At 68.8% G+C, this 25105-nt stretch carries 23 protein-coding genes; 7 read left to right on the forward strand and 16 right to left on the reverse strand.

The features are described from left to right. Positions 1 to 115: 115 nt before the first annotated feature. On the reverse strand, positions 116 to 1687 hold the full coding sequence (guaA, locus tag IU452_RS02670; protein WP_195107228.1) for a glutamine-hydrolyzing GMP synthase: 1572 nt from the start codon (positions 1685 to 1687) through the stop codon (positions 116 to 118). Positions 1688 to 2161: 474 nt separating this feature from the next. Between guaA and IU452_RS02675 the strand changes: the two genes are divergently transcribed. Beyond that, a complete protein-coding gene (locus IU452_RS02675) occupies positions 2162 to 2959 on the forward strand; it encodes an alpha/beta fold hydrolase (RefSeq protein ID WP_195107229.1) in 798 nt (265 codons plus the stop codon). On the opposite strand, the gene IU452_RS02680 is transcribed toward IU452_RS02675, so the two are convergent. Together IU452_RS02680 and guaB are read right to left on the reverse strand one after the other, a co-directional pair. Then, positions 2956 to 4161, reverse strand: a complete 1206-nt coding sequence (locus tag IU452_RS02680; protein WP_195107230.1) for an IMP dehydrogenase — start codon at positions 4159 to 4161, stop codon at positions 2956 to 2958. The two genes, IU452_RS02675 and IU452_RS02680, sit on opposite strands and share 4 nt — an antisense overlap. Positions 4162 to 4370: 209 nt before the next feature. Beyond that, on the reverse strand, positions 4371 to 5912 hold the full coding sequence (guaB, locus tag IU452_RS02685) for an IMP dehydrogenase (protein ID WP_228816285.1): 1542 nt from the start codon (positions 5910 to 5912) through the stop codon (positions 4371 to 4373). 416 nt (positions 5913 to 6328) lie between these two features. Between guaB and IU452_RS02690 the strand changes: the two genes are divergently transcribed. Further along, entirely contained in the window at positions 6329 to 6742 is a 414-nt protein-coding gene (locus IU452_RS02690) for a DUF5319 domain-containing protein (RefSeq protein ID WP_062512720.1), read from the forward strand. Between the two features lie 102 nt (positions 6743 to 6844). Here the strand turns inward: IU452_RS02690 and IU452_RS02695 are convergent, their stop codons facing one another. The 3 genes from IU452_RS02695 to IU452_RS02705 all read right to left on the reverse strand — a co-directional run bounded on the left by IU452_RS02695 (position 6845) and on the right by IU452_RS02705 (position 9520). After that, complete coding sequence (locus tag IU452_RS02695) at positions 6845 to 7933, reverse strand: anti-sigma-D factor RsdA (protein ID WP_195107231.1); 1089 nt, start codon at positions 7931 to 7933, stop codon at positions 6845 to 6847. Then, positions 7926 to 8504, reverse strand: a complete 579-nt coding sequence (locus IU452_RS02700; RefSeq protein WP_195107232.1) for a sigma-70 family RNA polymerase sigma factor — start codon at positions 8502 to 8504, stop codon at positions 7926 to 7928. The genes IU452_RS02695 and IU452_RS02700 overlap by 8 nt, the downstream gene beginning before the upstream one ends. A 119-nt stretch (positions 8505 to 8623) precedes the next feature. Further along, on the reverse strand, positions 8624 to 9520 hold the full coding sequence (locus tag IU452_RS02705; RefSeq protein ID WP_324192402.1) for a hypothetical protein: 897 nt from the start codon (positions 9518 to 9520) through the stop codon (positions 8624 to 8626). Positions 9521 to 10180: 660 nt separating this feature from the next. On the opposite strand from IU452_RS02705, the gene IU452_RS02710 reads away from it, so the two are divergent. From IU452_RS02710 to IU452_RS02720, 3 genes are all read left to right on the forward strand, one after another. Beyond that, the gene (locus IU452_RS02710) at positions 10181 to 10474 is read left to right on the forward strand and encodes a WhiB family transcriptional regulator (protein ID WP_195107233.1); all 294 of its coding nucleotides are present in this window, start codon (positions 10181 to 10183) and stop codon (positions 10472 to 10474) included. A 444-nt stretch (positions 10475 to 10918) separates the two neighbouring features. Then, entirely contained in the window at positions 10919 to 11494 is a 576-nt protein-coding gene (locus IU452_RS02715; RefSeq protein ID WP_195107497.1) for a sigma-70 family RNA polymerase sigma factor, read from the forward strand. 1 nt (position 11495) lies between these two features. Continuing rightward, on the forward strand, positions 11496 to 11801 hold the full coding sequence (locus IU452_RS02720) for an RskA family anti-sigma factor (RefSeq protein WP_228816287.1): 306 nt from the start codon (positions 11496 to 11498) through the stop codon (positions 11799 to 11801). A 140-nt stretch (positions 11802 to 11941) separates the two neighbouring features. Here IU452_RS02720 and groL read toward each other — a convergent pair whose 3' ends face one another. Both groL and groES read right to left on the reverse strand, forming a co-directional pair. After that, positions 11942 to 13549, reverse strand: coding sequence for a chaperonin GroEL (groL, locus tag IU452_RS02725; RefSeq protein ID WP_195107234.1), 1608 nt, complete (start codon positions 13547 to 13549; stop codon positions 11942 to 11944). A gap of 86 nt (positions 13550 to 13635) precedes the next feature. Continuing rightward, entirely contained in the window at positions 13636 to 13938 is a 303-nt protein-coding gene (groES, locus tag IU452_RS02730) for a co-chaperone GroES (protein ID WP_195107235.1), read from the reverse strand. 668 nt (positions 13939 to 14606) lie between these two features. Here groES and IU452_RS38800 point away from each other — a divergent pair. Continuing rightward, the gene (locus IU452_RS38800; protein ID WP_195107236.1) at positions 14607 to 16058 is read left to right on the forward strand and encodes an Hsp70 family protein; all 1452 of its coding nucleotides are present in this window, start codon (positions 14607 to 14609) and stop codon (positions 16056 to 16058) included. Between the two features lie 17 nt (positions 16059 to 16075). On the opposite strand, the gene IU452_RS02740 is transcribed toward IU452_RS38800, so the two are convergent. From IU452_RS02740 to alr, 7 genes are all read right to left on the reverse strand, one after another. Next, positions 16076 to 16507: a pyridoxamine 5'-phosphate oxidase family protein gene (locus IU452_RS02740; RefSeq protein ID WP_195107237.1), complete on the reverse strand. Its 432-nt coding sequence runs from the start codon at positions 16505 to 16507 to the stop codon at positions 16076 to 16078. A 127-nt stretch (positions 16508 to 16634) separates the two neighbouring features. Then, positions 16635 to 17669, reverse strand: coding sequence for a tRNA (adenosine(37)-N6)-threonylcarbamoyltransferase complex transferase subunit TsaD (gene tsaD, locus IU452_RS02745; protein WP_195107238.1), 1035 nt, complete (start codon positions 17667 to 17669; stop codon positions 16635 to 16637). After that, positions 17666 to 18199, reverse strand: coding sequence for a ribosomal protein S18-alanine N-acetyltransferase (rimI, locus tag IU452_RS02750; protein ID WP_195107239.1), 534 nt, complete (start codon positions 18197 to 18199; stop codon positions 17666 to 17668). The genes tsaD and rimI overlap by 4 nt, the downstream gene beginning before the upstream one ends. Next, complete coding sequence (tsaB, locus tag IU452_RS02755) at positions 18196 to 18876, reverse strand: tRNA (adenosine(37)-N6)-threonylcarbamoyltransferase complex dimerization subunit type 1 TsaB (RefSeq protein ID WP_195107240.1); 681 nt, start codon at positions 18874 to 18876, stop codon at positions 18196 to 18198. The genes rimI and tsaB overlap by 4 nt, the downstream gene beginning before the upstream one ends. Before the next feature lie 310 nt (positions 18877 to 19186). Further along, positions 19187 to 19633, reverse strand: a complete 447-nt coding sequence (gene tsaE, locus IU452_RS02760) for a tRNA (adenosine(37)-N6)-threonylcarbamoyltransferase complex ATPase subunit type 1 TsaE (protein WP_195107241.1) — start codon at positions 19631 to 19633, stop codon at positions 19187 to 19189. Further along, entirely contained in the window at positions 19626 to 20723 is a 1098-nt protein-coding gene (locus IU452_RS02765; protein WP_195107242.1) for an alpha/beta fold hydrolase, read from the reverse strand. Before IU452_RS02765 ends, tsaE begins: the two co-directional genes overlap by 8 nt. Next, positions 20720 to 21868 carry an alanine racemase gene (gene alr / locus IU452_RS02770; RefSeq protein ID WP_324192403.1) on the reverse strand — a complete coding sequence of 383 codons (1149 nt, stop codon included), beginning with the start codon at positions 21866 to 21868 and terminating at the stop codon, positions 20720 to 20722. Before alr ends, IU452_RS02765 begins: the two co-directional genes overlap by 4 nt. A 136-nt stretch (positions 21869 to 22004) precedes the next feature. Here alr and IU452_RS02775 point away from each other — a divergent pair, with 136 nt between their 5' ends. After that, complete coding sequence (locus tag IU452_RS02775; protein WP_195107243.1) at positions 22005 to 22823, forward strand: SDR family oxidoreductase; 819 nt, start codon at positions 22005 to 22007, stop codon at positions 22821 to 22823. Between the two features lie 518 nt (positions 22824 to 23341). Here the strand turns inward: IU452_RS02775 and IU452_RS02780 are convergent. Further along, the gene (locus tag IU452_RS02780; protein WP_195107499.1) at positions 23342 to 24778 is read right to left on the reverse strand and encodes an NAD(P)H-hydrate dehydratase; all 1437 of its coding nucleotides are present in this window, start codon (positions 24776 to 24778) and stop codon (positions 23342 to 23344) included. Positions 24779 to 25105 lie beyond the last annotated feature (327 nt).

Raw genomic sequence — 25105 nt, forward strand, 5'->3', positions numbered from 1 at the left:
CGCAGGTGATTTCCTTCAGATTCTGATCGTCAACCGTGGCGAAGGGAACTGAATGCGACCGGCACTGGGAACTACATCGCCCTTGCCGGAGGGTGAAATCTGCCGTGCCCCAGGGTCACTCCCACTCGATGGTGCCCGGCGGCTTGCTGGTCACATCCAGCACCACCCGGTTGATCTCGGCCACCTCGTTGGTGATGCGAGTGGAGATGCGTTCGAGCACGTCGTAGGGCAGCCGGGTCCAGTCGGCGGTCATGGCGTCCTCGCTGGAGACCGGGCGCAGCACGATCGGATGACCGTAGGTGCGGCCGTCGCCCTGGACTCCGACGCTGCGCACGTCGGCCAGCAGCACCACCGGGCACTGCCAGATCTGCTTGTCCAATCCCGCCGCGGTCAACTCCTCGCGCGCGATGGCATCGGCCTGGCGCAGCGTCTCGAGGCGGTCGTGGGTGACCTCGCCGACGATGCGGATGGCCAGTCCCGGGCCGGGGAACGGTTGGCGGGCAACGATTTCCTCGGGCAGCCCCAGTTCGCGGCCGACGGCACGCACCTCGTCCTTGAACAGCAGCCGCAGGGGTTCGACGAGTTCGAACTCCAGATCCTCGGGCAGGCCGCCGACATTGTGGTGGCTCTTGATATTCGCGGTGCCCGAGCCGCCGCCGGATTCCACCACATCCGGGTAGAGGGTGCCCTGCACCAGATATTCGACGGTGTGGGTGGCGCTGCCCTGCCCGGATTCCTTCACGATCTGCGCGACCGCATCCTCGAACGAGCGGATGAACTCGCGCCCGATGATCTTGCGCTTCTCCTCCGGATCGGTGACGCCCTTCAGTTCGCCCAGGAACTTGTCCTCGGCGTCGACGGTGACCAGTTTGGCGCCGGTCGCGGCCACGAAGTCGCGCTGCACCTGCTCGCGCTCACCGGCCCGCAGCAGGCCGTGATCGACGAAAACACAGGTCAGCCGGTCACCGATGGCACGCTGCACGAGGGCGGCGGCCACCGCGGAGTCGACACCGCCGGACAGGGCGCAGATGGCATGCCCGTCCCCGACCTGCTCACGCACCTGCGCGACCAGCGCGTCGGCGATATTGGCGGGCGTCCACGTGGCCTTGATTCCGGCCATCTCGTGCAGGAAGCGGCTCAGCACCTGCTGGCCGTGCGGCGAATGTAGGACCTCGGGGTGGTACTGCACACCGGCCAGCCGGCGCTCCCGGTCCTCGAACGCCGCCACCGGTGCGCCCGCGGTGGTGCCGGTCACCTCGAATCCGGTCGGGGCGTCGGTCACCGCGTCGCCGTGGCTCATCCAGACCGGCTGGATGGTGGGCAGACCGCCGTGCAGCACGCCGCCGTCGATGTTCAGTTCGGTGCGGCCGTATTCGCGGGTGCCGGTATGGGCGACGGTGCCGCCCAGCGCCTGCGCCATCGCCTGGAAGCCGTAGCAGATGCCGAAGACCGGAACGTTCAGGTCGAACAGCCGGGGATCCAGCCGCGGCGCGCCCTCGGCGTACACACTGGCCGGGCCGCCGGACAGGATGACCGCGAGCGGCTGCCGCTCGGCGATCTCCTCGACGGTCGCGGTGTGCGGAACCACCTCGGAGTACACACTGGATTCGCGCACCCGCCGCGCGATCAACTGCGCGTACTGCGCCCCGAAGTCGACGACGAGAACTGGTCGCTGGGTTTCTGCCACCGAGCCAGTTTAAAGACCAGGGCTCTGCCGCCTCCCCGCGCCTCCGGCTCCCCCGCCTCCCCGCTCCCCGCCTCCCCGCGTCTCAGGCCGTACAAGTTGGGAGCCGCTCAGGTTGGTCACAGGTCCTGCGTTAGGTGCCTCGCCAGTTTTGGGCGTGCCCGACGAGTTACCCATGTGCTCACGAAATCAGTCGTTGCGTGGGTAGGCCCCCTGTCGGGCCAGCACGGCGTCCAAGAGTGTGCAGGACCCGAGAGTGGCAAGCGGGAGCTGGAGTGGTGGGTACGGCGGATCGGGCGGGCTTCTTCCCCGTCGTTCCGGCATGCTCTTTGTCGGAGCCTCGAAACGCAATGGGGCACAACAATGGTGCGTGGGCGAATCGGCAGCAGCCCGGCGACGAGGCAAGATCAGCGAGCACCATCGATCCGCGGTCGAACCCGGCCGTGTGTGGGGGCCGAGCCAGCTATCCTCGTGCTCGTGCCATTCGCCCGTGCGATCGATGCCGAGATCCATTACGAGGACAGTGGCGGCGACGGCCCGGTAGTGCTGCTCGGGCACGAATTCTTCATGGATCGAACCATGTTCGCGTCGCAGACCGCCGCACTGTCCCCGGAATTTCGCATCGTCGCCTGGGATGCGCGCGGGCACGGCCGCACGCGCGACAAGGGGCTGCCGTTCACCTACTGGACCGCGGCCCGCGATGTCCTGACGGTGCTGGATCAGCTCGGTGTCGAGCGCGCGGTCGTCGGCGGTATCTCTCAGGGTGGGTTCAGCGCCATGCGCACCGCCCTGCTGGCCCCGGAACGGGTGGCCGCCCTCATCCTCATCGCCACCGAGGCACACGAGCCGACGGCGCAGGAACTGGCCAACTCCCGCCGGTTCCTCGACCGCTGGCACGAACCGGCCGCCCGGCGCACACTGGCAGAACACTTGGCGCAGTGGTTGATCGGCGACGACGCCTGGTACCGCGCGGTATGGACCAAACGCTGGCTGGCCCGCGACCCGATGGACCTCGAGATCGCCGCGGGCTGTCTGCTGGGCCGCGATTCCGTGCTGGACCGGCTCCCCGAAATCACCTGTCCCGCCTTGGTGATCCACCCCACGCGAGCCGGTATCGCCCGCACCCATGCCTTGGAAATGGCCCGCGGACTGGCGAATTCACGCTACGTCGAGATCGAGGGCGCCCGCCAGGCCGTGAACATGACCCACCCCGGCCAGGTCAACGCCGCCATCCGGGAGTTCCTCCGCGACAAGGTGATGACCAGGACAACCTAGGCTCGGACGCTGAGGCCGACCTTCTGGAACTCCTTGAGTTCGCAGTAGCCGGCCTTGGCCATCGAACGGCGCAGGCCGCCAACGAGGTTCACCGAACCCCACGGGTCGCTGGACGGTCCGTAGAGGACCTGCTGCAGCGTGGGACGCTCGTCCTCGTCGGCGAACTTCAGCAGGGCGCCGCGCGGCACCGACGGGTGGGCGGCGGCCGACGGCCAGTACCACCCGCGACCGGGCGACTCCTGCGCCAGCGCCAACGGCACGCCCACCATCGCCGCATCGGCGCCGCACGCGATGGCCTTGGCCAGCTGACCGGACGACACGATGTCGCCGTCGGCGATGACGTGCACATAGCGGCCGCCGGTCTCGTCGAGGTAGTCGCGGCGCGCGGCGGCGGCATCGGCGATCGCGGTCGCCATGGGCACACCGATGCCGAGCACCTCACCGGTCGTCGTCGCGCCCGGCGTCGAGCCGTAGCCGACGATTACACCGGCCGCACCCGTGCGCATCAGATGCAGGGCGGTGCGGTGGTCGCTGACCCCGCCCGCCACCACCGGCACGTCCAGATCGGCGATGAAGGTCTTGAGGTTCAGCGGCTCGCCACCGGCGTCCGCGTCAGGCCCGGAGGCGGTAGCTTGCGTAACCACGTAGGGCCCCGCGGACGCCGAATTGGATACAGCGACATGTTCGGCGGAGATGATGGTGCCGTGCACGACCAGCAGGTCGACACCGGCCTGCACCAGGCTCGGCGTGAGGGCGCGGGCATTCTGGGGACTCACCCGCACCGACACGGTCACACCCGCGGCGCGCACCTGCGCCACCGCCGCGGCCAGCAGATCCGGCTGCATCGGCGCGGCGTGCAATTGCTGCAGCAGCGCGACGGCCGCCTCGGTGCCCTCCTTCTCGGCCACCTCGACCAGTTGATCGATGCGCGCGGCCACATCGGCGTGCCGGGCCCACAGCCCCTCGCCGTTGATGACGCCCAGCCCGCCGAGGCGGCCCAGCTCGATCGCGAACTCCGGCGACACCAGCGCGTCGGTCGGGTGGGTCACCAGCGGGATGTCGAAGCGATAGGCGTCCAGCTGCCAGGCCAGCGACACCTGCTTGGACGAGCGGGTCCGCCGCGAGGGAACGATGTCGACATCGTCCAGTTCGTAGGTACGCCGGGCGGTCCGGCCCATGCCGATCTCGACCATGTCGCGCACTTGTACATCTCCTTTGTTCCATCGGGCCGCTGCCGCGACCCTTCCCGGCGCGGTTCCGGCTTTCGTCAGGCGACGGAAGCTGCTGCCCTGGATGACGTCAGCAGCCGAGCCCGCGCAGGGGCCAGCCCGCCCCTTGTGAGGTGTTCCGCAGATCAGGCACTCCTGATTACCCGCGGAGCGGGCTGGTCATGCACAGATCGTCGAGCGCACTAGCCGCGGCCAGTGTAGTTGGGCGCCTCGACGGTCATCGTGATGTCGTGGGGGTGGCTCTCCTTGAGTCCGGCGGCGGTGATCTGCACGAACTGCGCCTGCTGCAGATCGGCGATGTTCTGCGAGCCGGTGTAGCCCATGGCCGCGCGCAGGCCGCCGACGAGCTGGTGAATCACCTGGTTGACCGGACCGCGGAACGGCACCCGGCCCTCGATGCCCTCGGGCACCAGCTTGTCCTCGGCGAGCACGTCGTCCTGGAAGTAGCGGTCCTTGGAGAAGGACTGCGCCTGGCCGCGGCCCTGCATGGCGCCCAGCGAGCCCATGCCGCGATAGCTCTTGAACTGCTTGCCGTTGACCAGGATCAGATCGCCCGGCGATTCGGCGGTACCGGCCAGCAGCGAGCCCAGCATCACGGTGGAGGCACCGGCCGCGATGGCCTTGGCGATATCGCCGGAGTACTGGACGCCACCGTCGGCGATGACCGGCACCCCGGCCTGGTTGCAGACCGCGACGGCCTCGAGGATGGCGGTGATCTGCGGTGCGCCGACACCGGCCACGACGCGGGTGGTGCAGATCGAGCCGGGGCCCACACCCACCTTCACCGCATCGGCGCCCGCCTCGACCAGCGCGGCCGCGCCCGCCCGGGTCGCCACATTGCCGCCGACCACCTGAATGGTGTCGCCGACCTCGGCCTTGAGCTTGGACACCATCTGCAGCACCTGGGCCTGATGGCCGTGCGCGGTGTCGACGATCAGCACGTCCACCCCGGCATCGCGCAGCGACATGGCCCGCGACCAGGAGTCCTCGCCCACACCGACCGCGGCACCGACCAGCAGCCGGCCGTCGCGGTCCTTGGTGGCGTTCGGGTACTGATCGGTCTTGACGAAGTCCTTGACGGTGATGAGCCCGCGCAGGCGGCCGTTGCCGTCCACGATCGGCAGCTTCTCCACCTTGTGCCGGCGCAGCAGGCCCAGCGCGGCCTCGGCGGTGACGCCCTCCTGCGCGGTGATCAGCGGGGCCTTGGTCATCACATCGGCGACGCGGCGGTTCTGGTCCACCTCGAAGCGCATATCGCGGTTGGTGATGATGCCCACCAGCTCGCCGGTCTCGTCCACCACCGGCAGGCCGGAGATGCGATAGCGGGCGCACATGGCGTCGACCTCGGCGAGGGTGTCGCTGGGGCGACAGGTCACCGGGTTGGTCACCATGCCGGCCTCGGACCGCTTCACCGTCTCCACCGCGGACGCCTGTTCGGCGGCGGACAGATTGCGATGCAGCACACCCATGCCGCCGGCGCGGGCCATCGCGATGGCCATGCGGGCCTCGGTGACGGTGTCCATCGCGGAACTGACCAGCGGGGTGCGCAGCGTGATCTCGCGGGTCAGCCGGCTGGAGGTGTCCACCGAGCTGGGGATGAGATCCGAAGCGGCCGGCAGCAACAGCACATCGTCGAATGTGAGGCCGAGCATGGCGATCTTGTTCGGATCGTCACCACCCGTAAGAGGGCGGACGGCGCGTTCGCCCATCACGGGACTACTCATCGGATCGACCCCTCCTGGACCTCGAAAGCAACGACCCGGGACAACGCCCGGATCGCGAACATCTGACGGATTGGCGGAGCCGAAGATCGAAACCCGGCACCCTTGTTGCGTCCATGGTAGAGGCACGGGGTAAAACCGATTGCGCCACCTCCGCCGCCACTGGGTTGCGGCAGTGCCGATGTAGTCCAGCTCACAGCTCCACCTCGCCGGCGCTCGGCTCCGCTGTGCGCCCTAGCGCGCTGTGCTGTTGGTTCCCCCGCTGACGCTCGCTCAAGCCACGACACGCGGGGTTGCCAGGGATTGCCGACACGCCGAATGCCCGATGTGCCGCAGTAGTTCGCCGAATTGCTGCGACAAGCGCGTCAAAATGCCCACAGCGCTGGCGCGGAGGGGGTGGTTCTGCGTACCGTGGGATTGTGCGTGACCATCTACCACCTGGCCTGCCGCCGGATCCGTTCGCCGGAGATCCCTCCGACCCGTCGGCCGCGCTCGATGCCATCGAGCCGGGGGAACCGCTGGATCCTCATGAGCGCCTAGCGGTCGAGGAGGATCTCGCCGATCTCGCGGTCTACGAGGCGCTGCTGGCACACCGCGGTATCCGCGGGCTCGTGGTCAGCTGCGAAGACTGCCGGCAGGACCATTACCACGATTGGGACATGCTGCGCGCCAATCTGCTCCAGCTCCTGGTCGACGGCACGGTCCGCCCGCACGAGCCCGCCTACGATCCGCAGCCGGAGGCCTACGTCACGTGGGACTACTGCCGCGGCTACGCCGACGCGTCGATGAACGAGGCGCTGCACGGCGACGGGTTCGACGGCTTCGACGCCTGACTCACAGGCCCGCATTCGGCACATAAACGACGAAACCGACCGCCGGTAGGCGATCGGTGGATGTTTCGCTCGGGCGCACTGGTCGCCCGAGCCGGATCTCGATCAGCTGACTCCGCCCGGCAGGGAACCGCCGGGGACGATGAAGGTTGTCGGGACGATCGGCGCTGTCGGGCGCACGGCCCCCGGCGCGCTGGTCGGCACGACCGGCGCGGTCACCCCCGGCCCCGCCCCGCCGCCCGGTGAGGCGACGGTGGTCGGCACCGTGGGGTCCTGCGTCGGGGGTTGGGTGGGTGCTCCGGTCGGCGGCTCCGCGGTGGTGGGGGGCACCGTCGGTGGCTGCGTAGGCGTCGGGGGGACATGGCCGGTCGTCCCGCTACCGTCGGTCGTGGGCTCGTTCGGCGACTGCAGGATGCTGATATCAGGTTCCTTGGACCCGCTGCCCGCCGTCTCGTTGCCGGTGGTCGTCGGATTCTTGCCGGGCTGACTCGTTCCCGACGGCGAGGTCGGCGCCACCGTGCCCTTGACCTCGGGGGGCAGCTGCGCGAGCAGCGCTTCCACCCGGCTCTCCAGATTGCTCTTGTGTTTGACGTCGTTGACCTGGGTGGCGTTGGCTTGGGCGCTCTCCAGCGCCTGCTTGGCCTTACTGGGCTGGCCCGCCGCGATGTAGCCCTGCGCCTCGGCAAGCGAATCCTCGGCACGCTGGGTGATGGTCGACTGCGCCTGTTGGCTGAATACGACCTCTTTGACCCGCCACAGCGGATCACCCGGCTGCGCGCTGTAGGAGAACGCCGTCATCCCACCCATGATCAGCGCCAGCGCAGCCGCCGCGCCCATGAGCGGACGAACCAGCCGAAGATGTCGCCGGTGCGCGACGTTGATCCTCGACTTCCGCGCACCGATTTCCTGATTGACCGCCGCGACAATGGTGTCCAGATCCGGTCCGGCCGGCATCGGCGCCTCGACGATCTCGCCCCGCCAGTTCGCGAGCAGACTCGCGAGCTGATACTCCTCGGCACTATCGGTCGCTACGGGTCCATCGCCGGCGATGGCATCGATGAGCGCATCGTCGCGGCGGACCGCGGCGATGTCGACCGGTCCGGTGTCACCGGAAGCCTCGGCATAGGGATCGCTGTTCTGCGATCCAAGCCGCGCCTTCCAGTCGCCCCGACCGCGCTCGCCATCCCTAGCCATACATTTCACCTGCCCTCGCCACTTGTGACTTCAGTTTCGCGAGCGCCCGATGCTGGGCCACTCGTATAGCACCAGCCGTACTGCCCACGGCAAGTGCTGTTTCTTCTGCTGACAGACCCATGACCAAACGCAGGATCAGGATCTCTCGATGCTTCTCCGGAAGCGTGGCCAACAGAGCGTTCATCTGCCGGCTGGTTTCGGATTCGAGAGCGCGCTGCTCCGGCCCCTGGTCGGTGGATATGACATCTGGTACTTCGGCCATCGCGTCCGCCTTGTTACGGGCGGCATTGCGGTGGGCGTCGGCGACCTTGTGCGAAGCGATTCCGTAGACGAATGCCATGAACGGCCGCCCCTGGTCCTGATAACGAGGCAGGGCGGTCATCACAGCCAAACAGACCTCCTGCGCAACGTCGTCCGCGGAGAGCTGCCCACGCTCCGCGGCTCCGATCCGCGCGCGGCAATAGCGCACCACCAGCGGGCGGATGATCTCCAGTACCTGGGCTAAAGCCGAACGATCGCCCTGCGCAGCTGCTGCGACGGCGGCGTCCAACTCCTCGCCCGTGTGCGTCATCGTCAGAGATATTCCTGGCGTTACAAGTGGCACGGTCGGTTCTTGACCAGTGCTTCCACCGGTCGGCGGAACGCTCCAACAATAACCGCTTCAATCCGCGAGCCGGGCAAGACCGGGGGTCAGAAGTCGCCGAGAACCCCGTTGCCGGAACGTAATAGCCCACCGTGCCTGGCCAGAGCCCGTGCGCACCCGGCCGCGTCGGCGGCCGCGGCCGCCGCGGCGGGTCCGTCCGAAATGCCCGATCGGAGCATCGCGCAGGCCCATCGCAGGGGCAGCAGATCGTGGTCGGCGCACTCCTGCGCGACGACCGCGGCCGAGGCGCCCGCCCGGTCGAGATCACCGGCGGCGGCCGCCGCGGCGGCGAGCAGTAGGCGGGACTTGACGCGGTGACGCACCGAAGGGCTCGATTCGGCCAACGCCGAGGCCGCCTCGGCATGGGCGAGCGCCGACTCGCCCGGATTCGCGCCGGATGTCGCCAATGCCGTCTCGGCGGACACCCAATGCCAGCGCAGCCGCGGGCGCCAGGCCCCCGACAGATCCTCGACAAAGGGCTGGCAACGTTCCAGCAGCCGCGCCGCCAATCCCGGTCGAGCGGTCCCGAGAGCGTCGGCGGCGAGGCCGGTCAACGCGTCGCAAACGGCCTCGATACGCGCCGCAGAGGCCCCTTCGACGCCACGTCGCAGGCCGGGCAGCACCAGCGCCAAGGCCCGGCCGTCCAGCGCGGACGCAGAGGCATGCCATCCCAGTTGCCGCAGCAGCGAGGCCTCGGTACTGGCGATCAGAGAGGTCTGCACAGGATCGGACGTGAGCCGGCGCGCGCGCCGCAACTCGGCGCGGGCGGCGGCGTAGCGGCCCTGGCCGCCCAGCACCACGGCACGCAACCAGGAATCGACGGGTCCGGCGATCGGAGGCAACTCCGCGACGGCAATGCCGGGACGGGCGCCGAATGCCGCCTCGGCAAACACCGCGTTTCCCTGCTGCAGCAATCCATCCAAAGGCGGGGCGAACTCGTGCACCGCCGCACTCTATCCACCGCCCGGCGGCGCCGCGCAGGTACCGGCCGGAAGTGCGGGCAACCGTTCAGCATTGATAACGCCCCGGCGATGTTTCCATCTCGTAAATCTGTTGTGGGCTATCACCCAGCACGTGCGTTAGGAATTTGTATGCTTTTCGGATAATTAACCTGGGCGCCTCGACCCGGCCATCTCGAGTGCAAGGGGAAACGGGGCGCCGGTGCTTCTCGTCACATACCACAACGCGGCCCCATCGGGTGGGTAGATAGCACTTCTACCTGGAAAAATATGGCCTGAGCAGCGCATTCGATGCCCCGAACGGGCATCATCGAACCCAGCCCCATCCTGGCCAACCGATCAGTATCACCAGTGGCGGGCCGAAAGTAAATAGCGCGAAGGTTAAATCTGAGATCCGTCGGCATTTCAATCGCCGACGGAGAAACTATTGACTCGATTTCGTCGTGCGTCCTAACGTACGTCATCGCCGTCGTTGGCGCCGCGCGAAATTGCGGCGACCGCGAACTGCGATCGCCGGACTTCCGGTGATACGGTCCGAGCCCGATCTCGGCGGGGTCTCTTCCGGCCGCGTCCGGGCCCGGACAGACCGTTGCTAACAAAGCATCGCTCGACAACGCCGACGAGCTCGCATCACAAGGAGTTCACATGCCCATGCCCACCCATCTTCCTGGTCCGAATGCCGACGTCTGGGACTGGCAGATGCGCGGTTCCTGCCGCGGCGTGGACTCATCCGTGTTCTTCCATCCCGACGGCGAGCGAGGCCGCGCCCGGGCCCAACGTGAGCTGCGCGCGAAGGAAATCTGCCGGACCTGCCCGGTACTCATGCAGTGCCGCAGCCACGCCCTGAAGGTCAGCGAGCCCTACGGCATCTGGGGCGGAATGTCGGAGACCGAACGCGAGATGCACGCCCGGCGCAATCGGCGCCGGATGGCGGTCTGAGCTACGCCCCGGAATCGGGCGCGAAATTCTTCACACCCGCGGGCCCATCCGAAAGCCCGGGCGCGCCGAATGCCTAGCAAACAACCGGCCACTGGATTCACGGCCGGTGAATATCGAAGTAGGCGCGCAGGCTGAGTCGGCCACCGCCGATCCGCCTGCTGTGAGATGGCCAGAAGCCTTGCCTACCTGCCGCACCAGCGTTTCGTAGAGGTTCCCGGCGTGTCACGGCGTGTCCATTCGGAACACTCCTCGGCGTGTCCGGAAATGTCCGAAAACCGCTGGGCTGCAGGCTGTTTGCTGCACCCCGACGAGAGGAGGTTATAGCGGCACGCTACGGTAGTGGCCGATGACACAGAATGGAGCGTTGTGACAACGCGGCCGCCGGCCGCAGAGGGCGACTCGTTCCAAGAGGAAGTCGGGGACGGGCAGGTGGGAACGCCGAGCGTGGACTCTGCGGTGACGGCGCGCGCAGCCGAAAGCATCGAACTCGCCGCCCTGCTCGCGCGGTGCGGGCGAGGCGACCAGCAAGCCTTTGCCGAGCTGTACGACCGTACAAGTGCTCGGGTCTTCGGCCTAGTCCTGCGTGTCCTACACGATCCCGGCTACGCGGAGGAGACGACCCAGGAGGTCTACCTCCAGATCTGGCGTACCGCAGCCAATTTCGACCCGGCCAAGGGCTCCGCGGTCACCTGGCTGATGACCCTTGCCCATCGCCGGGCGGTCGACCGTGTCCGTGCCGAGCAGGCGCATGCGCAGCGCGAGGTCGCCTACGGCGCAAGCAGTCTCGGTAACGAATTCGACGAGGTCACCGAAGAGGTAGGACGAAGACTCGAACAGCAGGCGGTGCTGGAGGGCCTCGCCACACTGACACAGACGCAGCGGGAGGCGATATCACTCGCCTATTTCGGCGGCCGGACCTATGCGGAGGTAGCCGCTTACTTGGGAGTAGGGTTACCGACTGTTAAGTCCCGTATTCGCGACGGATTGACACGACTCAAGAAGAGTTTGGGAGTGACGTGAGATGAACGAAAGCCAGATCGATCTCGCGCACACGGTCGCGCTCGGATCGATCGGCGACGAGGACCAGCGCGCGGTGCAGGAGCTACTCGACAGCGGCGATCCGGTGCTGCGCGCGGACTTCACCAGGGAAGTGCAGCTGACTCGGGAAGCCCTCGCCGAGTTCGCCTCGGCGGTCGCGACCCCACCGCCCGCCTCACTCCGTGATCGACTGCTCGCCGCGATTGAAGACCAAGCTCCCGCCCCGGCCCGCCGGCCGCATCCCTGCGGCTGCAACCATCGCGCATCGGACTCCACCACCGACCACTGAGCCCTCGCTCCGGATGAATTTTCTGCCGTCCGATCCGCCCCTGACGTTCATGTGGCTCCGCAGGGAATGAAGCTCGGCGAAAACTCAGGGGCCGTTCACATCCGCGACGGATGTGAACGGCCCCTGTTTTCGTGCAGCGCTCAGTGCGCGTGACCGTGGTGGTCCTGAGCGGCCTCCTCGGACGGCTTGTCGACCACGGCGCTCTCGGTGGTGAGCACCATGCGGGCCACCGACACGGCGTTCAGCACCGCCGAGCGGGTGACCTTGACCGGATCCACGACACCGTCGGTGACCAGGTCGCCGTAGGACAGGGTGGCGGCGTTGAAGCCGTCCTTGCCCTCGGTGACCTTGCTGACCACGACCGCGCCGTCGACGCCGGCATTGGTGGCGATCCAGAACAGCGGCGCCTGCAGCGCCCGGCGCACCACGTCGACACCGATCGCCGCATCGCCGGTCAGCGAGTCGCGCAGCTCGGCCAGCTTGGCCGCGGCCTGCACCAGTGCGGTGCCACCGCCGGGCACGATGCCCTCCTCGACCGCCGCCTTGGCCGCGCTGACCGCATCCTCGACGCGGTACTTGCGCTCCTTGAGCGCGGTCTCGGTGGCCGCGCCGACCCGGATGACCGCGACGCCGCCGGACAGCTTGGCCAGCCGCTCCTCCAGCTTCTCGCGATCCCAGTCGGAGTCGGTGGCCTCGATCTCGGCGCGCAGCTGCGCCACCCGGGCCTCGATGTCCTGCTGGGTGCCCGCACCGTCGACGATGGTGGTGTCGTCCTTGGTGACGACCACGCGCCGGGCCTTGCCGAGCTGATCCACGGTGGTCTCGCGCAGCGTGATGCCCAGGTCCGGCTCGATCACGGTGCCACCGGTGACGACGGCCAGGTCCTGCAGGAACGCCTTGCGGCGGTCACCGAAGAACGGCGCCTTGACCGCGACCACCTTGAGGGTCTTGCGAATCGCGTTGACCACCAGGGTGGACAGCGCCTCGCCCTCGATGTCCTCGGCGACGATCAGCACCGGCTTACCGGATTCGGCGATCTTCTCGAGCAGCGGCAGGAAGTCGGGCAGCGAGGAGATCTTCTCCCGGTGCAGCAGCACGTAGGCGTCCTCGAGAACGGCCTCCTGCTTGTCCTGGTCGGTGACGAAGTAGCCCGACAGGTAGCCCTTGTCGAACTGCACGCCCTCGGTGACGTCCAGTTCGGTGGTCAGGGTGGAGGCCTCCTCCACCGTCACCACGCCGTCCTTGCCGACGGTGGTCAGTGCCTTGCCGACCATCTCGCCGATCGCCTCGTCGCGCGAGGAGACCGTGGCGACCTGCGCGATGGCCTGCTCGCCGGAGACCGGCTTCGCGGCGGCCAGCAGCGCCTGCGAGACCGCCTCGGCGGCCTTGCTCATGCCGGTGCCGAGGGCGATCGGGTTGGCGCCGGCGGCGATGTTCTTCAGGCCGCCCTTGATCAGCGCCTGCGCCAGCACGGTGGCGGTGGTGGTGCCGTCGCCGGCGACGTCGTTGGTCTTGGTCGCGACGCTCTTGACCAGCTGGGCGCCCAGGTTCTCGAACGGGTCCTCGAGGTCGATGTCGCGGGCGATGGTGACGCCGTCGTTGGTGACCGTCGGGCCGCCGAAAGCCTTGGCCAGCACCACGTGCCGGCCGCGCGGGCCCAGCGTGACCTTCACGGCGTCGGCGAGCTTGTCGACACCGCGCTCCATCGCCCGACGAGCCTTCTCGTCGAACTCGATCTGCTTTGCCATGTTTTGCCTACTCCTGTGGGTCCGGCGAACGCACTCCGCCCCGGGGCCGTAAGGACGCCGGGGCGGAGACGCGTGTGCCTGGCGGCTTACTTGTCGACGACGGCCAGCAGGTCGCGGGCGGACAGGATCAGGTACTCCTCGCCGTTGTACTTGATCTCGGTGCCGCCGTACTTGCTGTAGATGACGGTGTCGCCTTCCTTGACATCCAGCGGGATGCGCTTCTCGCCCTCGTCATCCCAGCGGCCCGGGCCAACGGCGATGACGGTGCCCTCCTGGGGCTTCTCCTTCGCCGTGTCGGGGATGACCAGGCCGGAGGCGGTCGTCGTCTCGGCCTCGTTGGCCTGGACGAGGATCTTGTCCTCGAGCGGCTTGATGTTCACGCTCGCCACGTTGAGCCCTCCACTTTCAGGGGATTCGGTCGTCCGGGGCCGTTCCCCGGACTCACGGTTTCGGTCACTGTGTTGACCCTGTGCATAGCCCCGTCGTCGCGGGTGCCGGGACCCCTGCTCAGTAGTCAAGCTGGCACCTGAGCACATCCAGTGCCAACTAGCACTCTATACAGGAGAGTGCCAGCGCTCAAGGGCGGGTAGTGCTGGGTGTGGCCGCGGCACCCGATGGCCCCGAGTGAATGTGGTTCGAGTCTGAACTGTGCGGCTGACCAGTTCGGACGCTGTCCGGGTAATGCAATTGGCACAAACGCGACACGCCTGAAGTCCGTGGCAATCGATCCGAAAAAACTGTAACGTTCGGATAACGGATTGTGACACTATGGACGACGGCTCCGTGATGTTGCGTCTACGTCGACACCGTGCCCGCCGACGCCCGTCACGCGGTCCGCCGAGCATTTGACAACTGCTTCACCCACTGCGCGATCACCCTCGCGCATGCCTGAGACGAGAGCAAGACCGCAAGTGATCGTTGGCTGGTCCCGACACCGGAACGGATCCGGGCCCGGCCGGATCCTTAGCTCGGGCCGTCCGCCATCCACGCGGAGGTCCGTGCTGTCCGTTCGAGATGGTCGGCGACACCACGACCATCCGCTCGAAGGGAGGTGAACATGCGAACATCCCTCGGCATCTCCGCCGGGAACGAGGTGGTGTGCTCGGCCCTGGTCGCGACCGCACCGAACGGTGCCCAGAGCTTCGACTACCGAGTCGTCACCGCCGACGTGGCGCATTCCGACCTCGGCGATCTGGTGGTGTCCTCGATCGAGTTGATGACCACTCAGATGCCCCGCGACTTCGTGCATCCCGTCGGTGCGCAGGCCGCAGGGCTCCCGGTGCCCCGCGCCGAGACGGCCCTCGCGCCGCCCGGGGCGATCGCCGTCGCCTACCGCGACCGGGAGCAGGCCCTCGCCATCCGAGCCGCCGTCAGCCGCCAGCGCCGCGACGTCCAGCTCATTCCCGAAAGCAGCGCCGCACTCGGCTATCTGCGCCACACCGGTCTGCTCGACCGCTACGACACGGTGGCCATCATCGACCTCGGCGCCTCCGGGATGAGCGTGACGGTCGCCGATCTGGCCGACGATACGGTGCTGCGATCCGAGCGCACCCCGACGATCAGCGGCAGCGCGGTCGACGAGCTGATCTATCACCATCTGCTCGACTGCCACTTCGCCCGCCGCGGCACCCGGCCCAATCGGAACATGCTCATCAACCGCAGCCGCGCGGCCAAGGAGCATCTGTCCATCGCACCGGCGGTGACCATCGACCACGTCGCCGGGCAGCCGCTGAAGCTGACCCGCGCCGATTTCGAGGAGCTGATCGCCGACCTGCTTCGCGAGGCCGCCGTCTTCGCGGCGGGGGTGTTCGCCCGGGCGCCGAAATATCCGCAGGCCGTCACCGTGATCGGCGGCGGGGCGAATATCCCGGCCGTCGTCGCCGGCCTGGACGATCTGCTCGACATTCCGGTGGGCACCGTGCCCGAGCCGGAGGCCGCGACGGCGAAAGGCGCCGCGCTGATTGCCGATTCGGCGCAGCCGTCGCCCTTCCCGACGATCGGCCTGGGCACCGATGCACCGGCCGGCACCTTCACCAAGCTCGTCGGCACTCTGGCCTGTGCGGTCGTTGTCGTGGGCCTGGTCGTCGGCTACGGCGTCAAGGAACTGGTCCCGGCGGCCAACCACGACGTGAACCCGGCCGGAACCACCGACACCGCCCAGTCGACCCCGCCGCCGACGCCCGCGCCCGGTCCCGGCGGATCCGCAACCACCACGGCAGGGCAGACCGGAGGCTCCACCGACAGCTCCGTCTCCCCGACGCCCACCCCGAGCCCTCAGGCGCCGACCACCAGCGTCAATCGCCCGCCCAGCGCCCCACCCCTGCGCCCCGACCCCAACCTGCCACAGATCCCGCTCCCCGACCTCCCCCACCTCCTGGGCCCATTCCTCGGCACCACAACCCCCGCCCCCGAATCGGTTTCCCCCGCCCCCACCCAAAGCCGCGCCCCCTCCACCTTCCCCCGCTCCAACTCCGGCTCCGCCGACTCCCCCCTGCGCCCCACCGACTGACCCACCCGCACCGGCTTTCAGAGGTCGCCCGAGTAGTCCTGGGTGATCCAGCGATCGGGGCGGATGGTGAACAGAACGGACTTGGTGCCGTCGATGCGTTGGGCGAAAGCGCGACCGCCTTCCGGGCCGAGGTAGCGGGTGGCGATGGCCTCCCGGGCTTCCAGCGGGGAGGGGACCGCGGCGTCGATGACGGTGCCTTCGACGATGACGTACTGGTACGGCAGCTCTTCGCGCTGAATGGTCAGCGTCACCACACCGGCCTCCTGGATGAGCCGCGCCTTGCGACGCCCGGCGGTGGTATTGATTCTGATGTTGCCGCCGGGGGTGCAGTCGTACCAGATCGGTACGGCCGCGGGCGGGCGCCCGTCGGTCGCCGCGACCGACAGCACGGCAATGTGCTTGCCCGCGAGGAATTCCTGACGTTCGGCTTCCGTGAACGGTTTCGACATGCAAGCCCCAATGGTCCGAAGTTCTTCCTACACTAGATAAGCTACAACCTAATCACCGTAGGACAAGGAAATTGGGAGCACCGGCACGCCGACTTGCTTGGCTGCCGGTGCCCGATGGGGTCGGGGGTCAGCGAAGTTGGCTGGTCGAGACCTGGAGGCCCGGATCGGTGGCCACGGTGAGAGGGGAGGGTTTGGCGCCGCCGGCGATGACGTGGGCACCCAGGGTGGCGATCATGACGCCGTTGTCGGTGCAGAGGCGGGGCTTGGGGACCCGGAGGGTGATACCGGCCGCGGCGCAGCGCTGTTCGGCCATCGAGCGGATGCGGGAGTTGGCGGTCGCGCCGCCGCCGAGCACCAGCGTGTCGACGCCGACATCCTGGACCGCGCGCAGCGCCTTCATGGTGAGCACATCGGCGACCGCCTCCTGGAACGAGGCCGCGATATCGGGGACCGGCAGTTCGCCGCCGTCGCGGCGGACCGCCTCAACGTAGCGGGCCACCGCGGTCTTCAGGCCGGAGAAGGAGAAGTCGTAGCGCGGATCGCGGGGTCCGGTCATACCGCGCGGGAAGGCGATCGCATTCGGATCTCCGTGCGCCGCAGCGGAATCCAGCGCCGGACCACCGGGAAAACCGAGGTCGAGCAGGCGCGCCACCTTGTCGAACGCCTCGCCCGCGGCATCGTCCACGGTGCTGCCCAGCTCCACGATCGGTTCGGCCAGATCGGTCACATGCAACAGGTGGGTGTGCCCGCCCGACACCAGCAGCGCCACGCACGGCGGCATCGGCCCGTGCTCCAAGGTATCCACCGCGACATGGCCACCGAGATGATTCAGCGCGTACAGCGGGACATCCCACGCCGCCGCATAGGCTTTCGCGGCCGCGACACCGACCAGCAGGGCGCCCGCCAGACCCGGGCCGATGGTCACCGCCAGCGCATCGGGTTTGGCGACACCGGCCGCCGACAGGGCCCGGCGCATCGCGGGCACGATCGCCTCCAGATGCGCGCGCGAGGCGATCTCCGGCACCACCCCACCGAAGCGGGCGTGCTGATCGACGCTCGACGCGACCTCGTCGGCAAGCAACTCGCAGGTGCCGTCGTCGCGCCACCGGACGATGCCGACTCCGGTTTCGTCACACGAGCTTTCGATGCCCATGACGATCATGACAGGACCTCGGTATCTTCCGTGACACCCGCATCCGGCCGGGGAAATCCGTTCACCGCGGGCCGCCGCATGGTGAACGCGTCGGCGCCGCTGGGCTGGTAGTAGTTCTTGCGCAGCCCGATGATGTGGAAGCCGTGCTTCTGATACAGCGCGATCGCCGGCGCGTTGTCGGTGCGCACCTCCAGGAACACCGGCCCGCCCCGCTTACCCGCCTCCATCAACAGCGCGCGCAGCAACAGCGTGCCGATGCCCGAACGGTGGCAGTGCGGATCGACGCCGATCGTATGCACCTCGGCCTCCGGATGTTCCAGCGTGCCGAGCAGGGCGATCCCGGCGTAGCCGACCATGCGGCCGAATTCGTCGCGCGCCACCAGATACCGGTTGTGCGCCCCGGCCAGCTCGGACTGGAAGGCCACCTCCGGCCACGGATCGTCCTCGGGGAACAGCAGTTTCTCGAGTTCCACACAGCGTTCGATATCGGCCGGCCCCATCGGTTCGATGTGGATGCCCGGCTCCGTGCGCGCGGTCATCGCACCGCCTGATAGCTGCGTTCGACGGCGTCCGGGCGGCGCAGATACAGCGGCACCAGCGGTTCCGGGGTGGCCCGTGCCAGCAGGTCGGGGGTGGCGCAGGCGACCAACCCGGCCGGGGACGGCGTCTCCACCGGCAGCACCGGAAGGTCGAAAAAGTCGACGTGCGAGGCGGATCCGGCGATCGCGGTGGCCTCGCCCGGCTCCAGATCGGTCGGCTTGCACACTCCCGGCCCGTCGATCCGCCCGGCCCTGCGATAGCGGGCCCAGTACACCTCACGGCGGCGGGCATCGGTCACCACCAGCAGTTCGGCCGCGGCGGACGAGGCGGGAATCTCGCGCCAGGCATCGGCGGCGATGGCGTCGAGGCTGCAGACGCCGTACACCGGCAGGCCCAGCGCGTCACCGAAGGCGGCACCGGTGGCCATACCGACCCGCAACCCCGTGAACGGGCCCGGACCGGTGCCGACGACAACCGCATCGAGATCGGTGCGGGAACGGCCGGCCGTCTCGAGGCAGGCGAGGATCTGGGGCGTGAGCACCTCGTTGTGTGCGCGCGCGTCCACCGTCACCCTGGAGGCGAGGGTGTGGATCTGCGGCTGCGAGCCGGCCTGCTCCAGTTCCACCAGTCCTGCTGTAACGGCAGGTGTCGCGGTGTCGACAGCAAGTACAAGCATGATTGTCTCAACGATACCGGTTGGTCACCTTCCCGAAGGCATCGCCGCCGCCCCGCCACCACCGACCCCCCGAAGACTAGCAATCGCATAGCTAATTTCCCCGCCTGCGCATCCGCCGGTCCCGATCACACCTGCACGGCCCCCACACCCAAGTCCCGAGCGCCACAACAACTGCCGTACCGGCGACCCGGCCCGTCCTTTCCCCCGCCACCCCACGCACCTCGCCAACCCACCCGAGATCGTTCGCCGGATCGATTCTCGCCCTCCCCCAAGTGTGCAGCGTCACACCGACAGTCCCCGCGACGCAGGGTCAGGAGGGAGCGATCCATTCCCAGGTGGCCGTGCGGGTATCGGAGTCGGGCTCGCGGTGCAGCAGGACACGCAGGTGGCGGTCGGCGAGGTGTTCGACGACACCCAGGCCCCATTCGACGACCACGACGGCCTCGTCCAGATCGGTGTCGAGGTCGAGGGCGTCGAGTTCCTCGATGTCGCCACCGAGGCGGTAGGCGTCGACGTGGACCATCGGGATCGCACCGGCATGTGAACCGGCGCGGTGCTGGCGGGCGATGATGAATGTCGGTGAGCTGACCCGCCCCTCGACCCCGAGCCCGGCCGCGATGCCGCGGGTGAGGGCGGTCTTGCCCGCGCCGAGGGGGCCGTCGAGGATCACCAGGTCTCCCGCGCGCAGTTCGGCGGCCAGTTCCCGGCCCAGTGCCTCGGTGTCCTCCACCGTCGGCAGGATGCGGTGTTCAGCCATGGACGACCCTCCGCTCGCCGTGCGCGGCGACGATCCCGCTGCGGACCAGCAGGCGATCCAGGGCCGCGTTCACCAGTTCCGGATATTGCATGTGCACCATGTGGGCGGCGTCGGTCACCCGGACCACATCGGCGTCGGGCAGCTCACGCGCCAGCGCCAGCGAATTGCGGAACGGGATCACCAGATCGTGCACACCCCCCAGGATCAGCGCCGGCCGCGGCGCCAGAGTAGGCAGCGCCGCCGATTCGTCGTGCAGCTGAAGGGCTTTGAGGAACCTGACGATGGTTTCGACAGGCGTGCGGTCGATCATCGAGGTGGTGAACCGCGACAGCGTCGGGCTCACATCCCCGTGGAACGAGCTGACGTGCAGGATCGGTGTGATCACGGTCCGCGCGGTGACCCGTCCGGCCTGAGCGAGCGCAGGCGCGGCGAGCACGGCGGTGCGGAACCCGTCGAGCGCGGGATTGCGCAGCACCTGCGCCACCCCGGCCGCGGTGACCTCGGCGGCCGCGGTCGACAGCAGCGCCACCGCCCGCACCCGATCGCCGAACAGCTGCGGAAACTGCGCCGCCGCAGCCAGAATCGCCATCCCGCCCATGGAATGTCCGACCAGCATCAGCGGCCCGGACGGCGCACACTCCTCGACCACCGCGGCCAGATCCCGGCCCAGTTGCGGCACCGTGCAGCTCTCGGTGCTCGGCATTTCCGATCCGCCGTGCCCGCGCAGATCGAAGAAGACCATTCGAATCTTCGGCCCCCACAGCTTTTCCAGATCGCGCCGCTGAAAGTGGAACGACGCCATGCTGTTACAGAAGCCGTGCACGAAAACGACTGTGGCGGTGGCTTCTTCGTCCCCACACTCGCGCACCGCCAGTGCCACGCCGTCCGAGGCGATCACCGTGCGCGCCCGATCGCGGTCGAGCAGGCCGAAATCCTCCTCGCGCAGATCGTCACGACGAGCCGGCCACCGCACCGCGGCGCCGACCCGGCGCAGCGCGTGCGCCCCGGCCAGCGCACCCAGCACGCCGAGAGTTGCCACGCCGCCGCGCCGTACCGTCGTTCGAAGGGCTTGCGGGCGTTCGGATTTCATCGAGGACCCCTTTGCTGCGCCGGGTCGCCCACATAGCGTCGCACGGCCCGTCCGCGCGGGGAACACACGACCTCGTAGTGAATGGTGCCGAGCAGATCGGCCCACCGCTGCGGGTGGAGGTCACCCGGGCCGAACAGGATCGCGGTGTCCCCCTCGCAGACCCCGGCCGGATTGTCGCCGAGATCGACCACCAGTTGGTCCATGCATACCCGGCCGATGTTCGGGTAGTTCGCCTCGCCGATGCCCACCGCGATCCGTCCGCCGAGCGGTCGCGGCACGCCGTCGGCGTACCCGGCCGGAATCAAGGCGACGGTGGTGTCGCGCGGGGCGATCCACTCGTGCCCGTAGGAGACGCCTTCGCCCGCGGCGACGCGTTTGACCAGCGCCACGCGCGCACGGAAGGTCATCACCGGGCGCAGATCGAAATCGGAGGCCTCGGGAATCGGCGACAGGCCGTACACCGCGATACCGGGGCGCACCATATCGAAGGCGAGGTCGGGCCGGGTCAGCGTCGCGGCCGAATTGGCCAGGTGCACGAGCTCGGGCTGCAGCCGGTACTCCTTCGCGGCGGCGAGGGCGTCGAGCAATCTGTCGCGCTGGACATCGATGACCGGATGCCGCGGCTGATCGGCGTGCGCGAGATGGGAGAACATCGCCCGGAAATGCACCGCCTGCTCATCGACCAGCCGCTGCAACAGCTCCAGGACCTGCGGATATTCGGTATCGGAGACGCCGTTGCGGTTCAGGCCGGTGTCGACCTTCAGCGTCACGGTCGCGGTCCGGCCGACCGCCCGCGCGGCCCGCGCGACCGCATCCAGGTGGGCCACCGACGACACGCCGATTTCGACATCGGCGGCGATGGCCGCGGCATAGTCGGCATCGGAGGTGTTGAGCCAGCTCAGGATCGGCGCATCGATGCCCGCGGCGCGCAGTTGCAGTGCCTCGTCGATGGTGGTGACGCCCAGTTCCGCCGCGCCCGCCGCCAGCGCCGCCCGGCCGACCTGCACGGCACCGTGGTTGTAGGCGTCGGCCTTGACCACCGCCATCACCGCGGCCTCACCGGCATGCTCGCGCAGCACCCGCACGTTGTGGGCGACGGCGTCGAGGTCGATGACGGTTTCCACCTGCGGATCGGCACTACTCACGGTTACCGATCCTGCCACTTCCGCCCGGGCGAGCCGTACCGGCGTACGGGTCGGGGGCGGAAAGGCCTTGCTTGGAGTGCACTCCAGGTGGCTAGCGTTTCCTTGGAGGTTCACCCAGCACGAGGAAGGGCCACACATGAGCAAGGTCTGGTTCATCACCGGTGTGTCGCGGGGGTTCGGGCGCGAATGGGCGCTCGCGGCGCTCGACCGGGGCGATCGGGTCGCCGGGACGGCACGCGAGCTGAGCGCGCTCGACGATCTGGTCACCAAATATCCCGACACCTTTCTTCCGCTGCGCCTGGACGTGACGGATCGCGCGGGCGATTTCGCCGCCGTCGAGCAGGCCGCACAGCGGTTCGGGCGGCTCGACGTCGTCGTGAACAACGCCGGGTACGGCCAGTTCGGCATGATCGAGGAGCTCACCGAGGACGAGGTCCGCGCGCAGTTGGAGACCAACGTCTTCGGTGCGTTGTGGGTGACCCAGGCGGCGTTGCCGATCATGCGGGCCCAGGGCAGCGGGCACATCATTCAGGTGTCGAGCATCGGCGGGATCTCGGCCTTCCCGAATCTCGGCGCCTACCACGCCTCGAAGTGGGCGCTGGAGGGGTTCTCGCAGTCGCTGGCGCAGGAGGTCGCCGGGTTCGGCATCCACGTCACCCTGATAGAGCCGGGCGGCTTCAGCACCGACTGGGCCGGGCCGTCGGCGCGCCACAGTGCCGAGAATCCGGCCTACGACGAGGTCCGCGAGGCCCGCAACCGAGTGCGTTCCACACAGCGCCGCGGCGAGCCCACCGCCACCCGCGCCGCCATCCTGGCCGTGGTCGACGCCGACGAGCCCCCACTGCGGATCTTCCTGGGCGAGACCCCCTTACAGACCGCCACCGCCGACTACGAATCCCGCCTGGAAACCTGGCGCAAGTGGCACCCGATCGCCCTGGCCGCCCAGGGCGACTGACCACCCCAGCCGCACTCCTTACCTGCACCCGCACCCGCTACAGGGATGCGCCTGCAGGTAAGGAGTGCGGCTGAGTTGGCGCCTTTGCCGGTGGGCACCGGGCTGCCCCAGCTGGCGGCGAGCTCAACGCACCCCGCGCATGCACCCGCACCCACTGCAGGGGATGCGCCTACAGGTAAGGGGTGCGGCTGCGTGGGCGCCCTGTATGCAAGGAGTGCGGCTGGGCTGGTGCCCTTTCCGGTGGACAGCGGGCTGCCCCAACTGGGGGCTGGTGCCCTTTCCGGTGGACAGCGGGCTGCCCCAACCGGCGGCGAGCTCAACGCACCCCGCGCATGCACCCGCACCCACTGCAGGGGATGCGCCTGCAGGTAAGGAGTGCGGCTGGGCTGGTGCCCTTGCCGGTGGGCACCGGGCTGTTCCAACTGGCGGCGGGCTCACGCGCACCCCGTGCGTGCATGCGCACCCGCTGCAGGGGGTGCGTATGCATGTAGAGGGTGCGGCTGGGTGGAAGGCGGGGGTCAGGGGGTTTCGGGGAGGGCGCGCAGGGTTTGGATGGCGGGGTGGATGTGGTGGAGGAGGGGGGTTGCGGAGATGGGGGCGCCTGGGCCGGGGGAGGTGTGGGCGGCGAGGTTGGCGGCTAGGGCGTGGACTCGGGCGGCTGCGGCGGCGGCCCAGGAAGGGGCGCGGCCCGCGGCGAGGAGGGCGCCGATGATGCCGGACAGGACGTCGCCCGCGCCCGCGGTGGCGGCCCAGGAGCCGCCCGCCTCGTTGATCAGGACCGGCTGGCCCGGGCTTGCCACGAGGGTGGCGCGGCCCTTGAGCAGGACCGTGACCTGCCAGTCCTCGGCGAGGCGGCGGACTGCCGTCACGCGATCCGGGCCCGGTTCGCTGCCGGTGAGGCGGGCGAATTCACCGGCGTGCGGGGTCAATACGGTGGGGGCTCGGCGGTCGGCGACCAGAGCTGGTTCGGCGGCCAGCAAGGTCAGGCCGTCGGCATCGACGACGACCGGCAGATCGGTGGCGAGGATTTCGGTCAGTCGGTCGCGGGCGGCGTCGTCGGTACCGGCACCCGGGCCGAACACCCACGCCTCGACCCGCCCGGTCTTCGATATCGACTGGGCGGCAATGACTTCCGGGAAGTGCGACAGCACCTCGGCCGCACCGGTGCCCGCGTAGCGAACCATGCCTGAGGTGGCAGCGACCGCGCCGCCCGTACACAGCACCGCCGCGCCAGGATAGGTGGCGCTGCCCGCGCAGACCCCGGTCACCCCCTGGGTGTACTTGTCGTCGCGCGGTCCGGGCACCGGCCACTGCGCGCCGATGGCGGCCGGTTCCAGCGCCGCGAGATCGGGCTCGGGCAGCCGTAAACCGATGGGCACCAACTCGATTCGCCCACACCATGGCGCCGCCAGCGCATGCACCGGCTTGTAGGCGCCGAAGGCGACCGTGACCTCGGCCCGCACCGCCGGGCCGTCCACCGCGCCGGTGTCCGGGTCGACGCCGCTGGGCAGATCCGCCGCCACGATCGGAACCCGCACGCCCGCAACGAGTTCCGCCGCACGCGGGCGCAGGGAGCCGCGTCCGGAAATGCCCACGATGCCGTCGACCACCAGATCGGGGTCGCCCACATCGTCACGCACTCGTCCCCCGTGCCGCAGCAGTGCCGCAAGGCCTTTCGCGTGCGCCCGCTCCGGCGACAACAGCACCGCAGACACCGCGACACCGCGACGGCGCAGCATCGAGCCCGCCCACAAGGCATCGCCGCCGTTGTCCCCCGACCCCACGAGCAGCGTCACCGCTCGGCCCGCCACGCCTCCGGTCCGCTCCCGCAGTTCCCCGGCGACCACGGCGGCCAGCCCATAGGCCGCGCGCTGCATCGGCACCCCCGCCCCGACCCGCTGAAACAACTCCGCTTCCGCCGCCCGCACCTCATCGGCGGTGAAGTATCCGCGCACTGCCGGTGCCATCGCTCGCCTCCTCCACAACGACCATCCACCTGCGCCCAGCAGATTACGCCTCGGACCACCCACCGACGTGTGCGCACGTTCACGCCGACGGGCCGGAACAACTCGCACCTCCCCGATCCCCGCATCCGGCGCTGGGGCGCCGGATGCGAGGAAAGAAGACCGCCAGCGTAAATGCGGGGACAAGATCGCCAGCGCGAACACGGGAACAAGACCGCCAGCGCGAACACGGGAACAAGACCGCCAGCGCGAACACGTAGACAAGACCACCAACACGAACACGCAGATAAGGCCAGCAACACGAACACGAACACGAGC

Source organism: Nocardia transvalensis, from assembly GCF_015477765.1.
GTDB classification, from domain to species: Bacteria; Actinomycetota; Actinomycetes; order Mycobacteriales; family Mycobacteriaceae; genus Nocardia; species Nocardia transvalensis_A.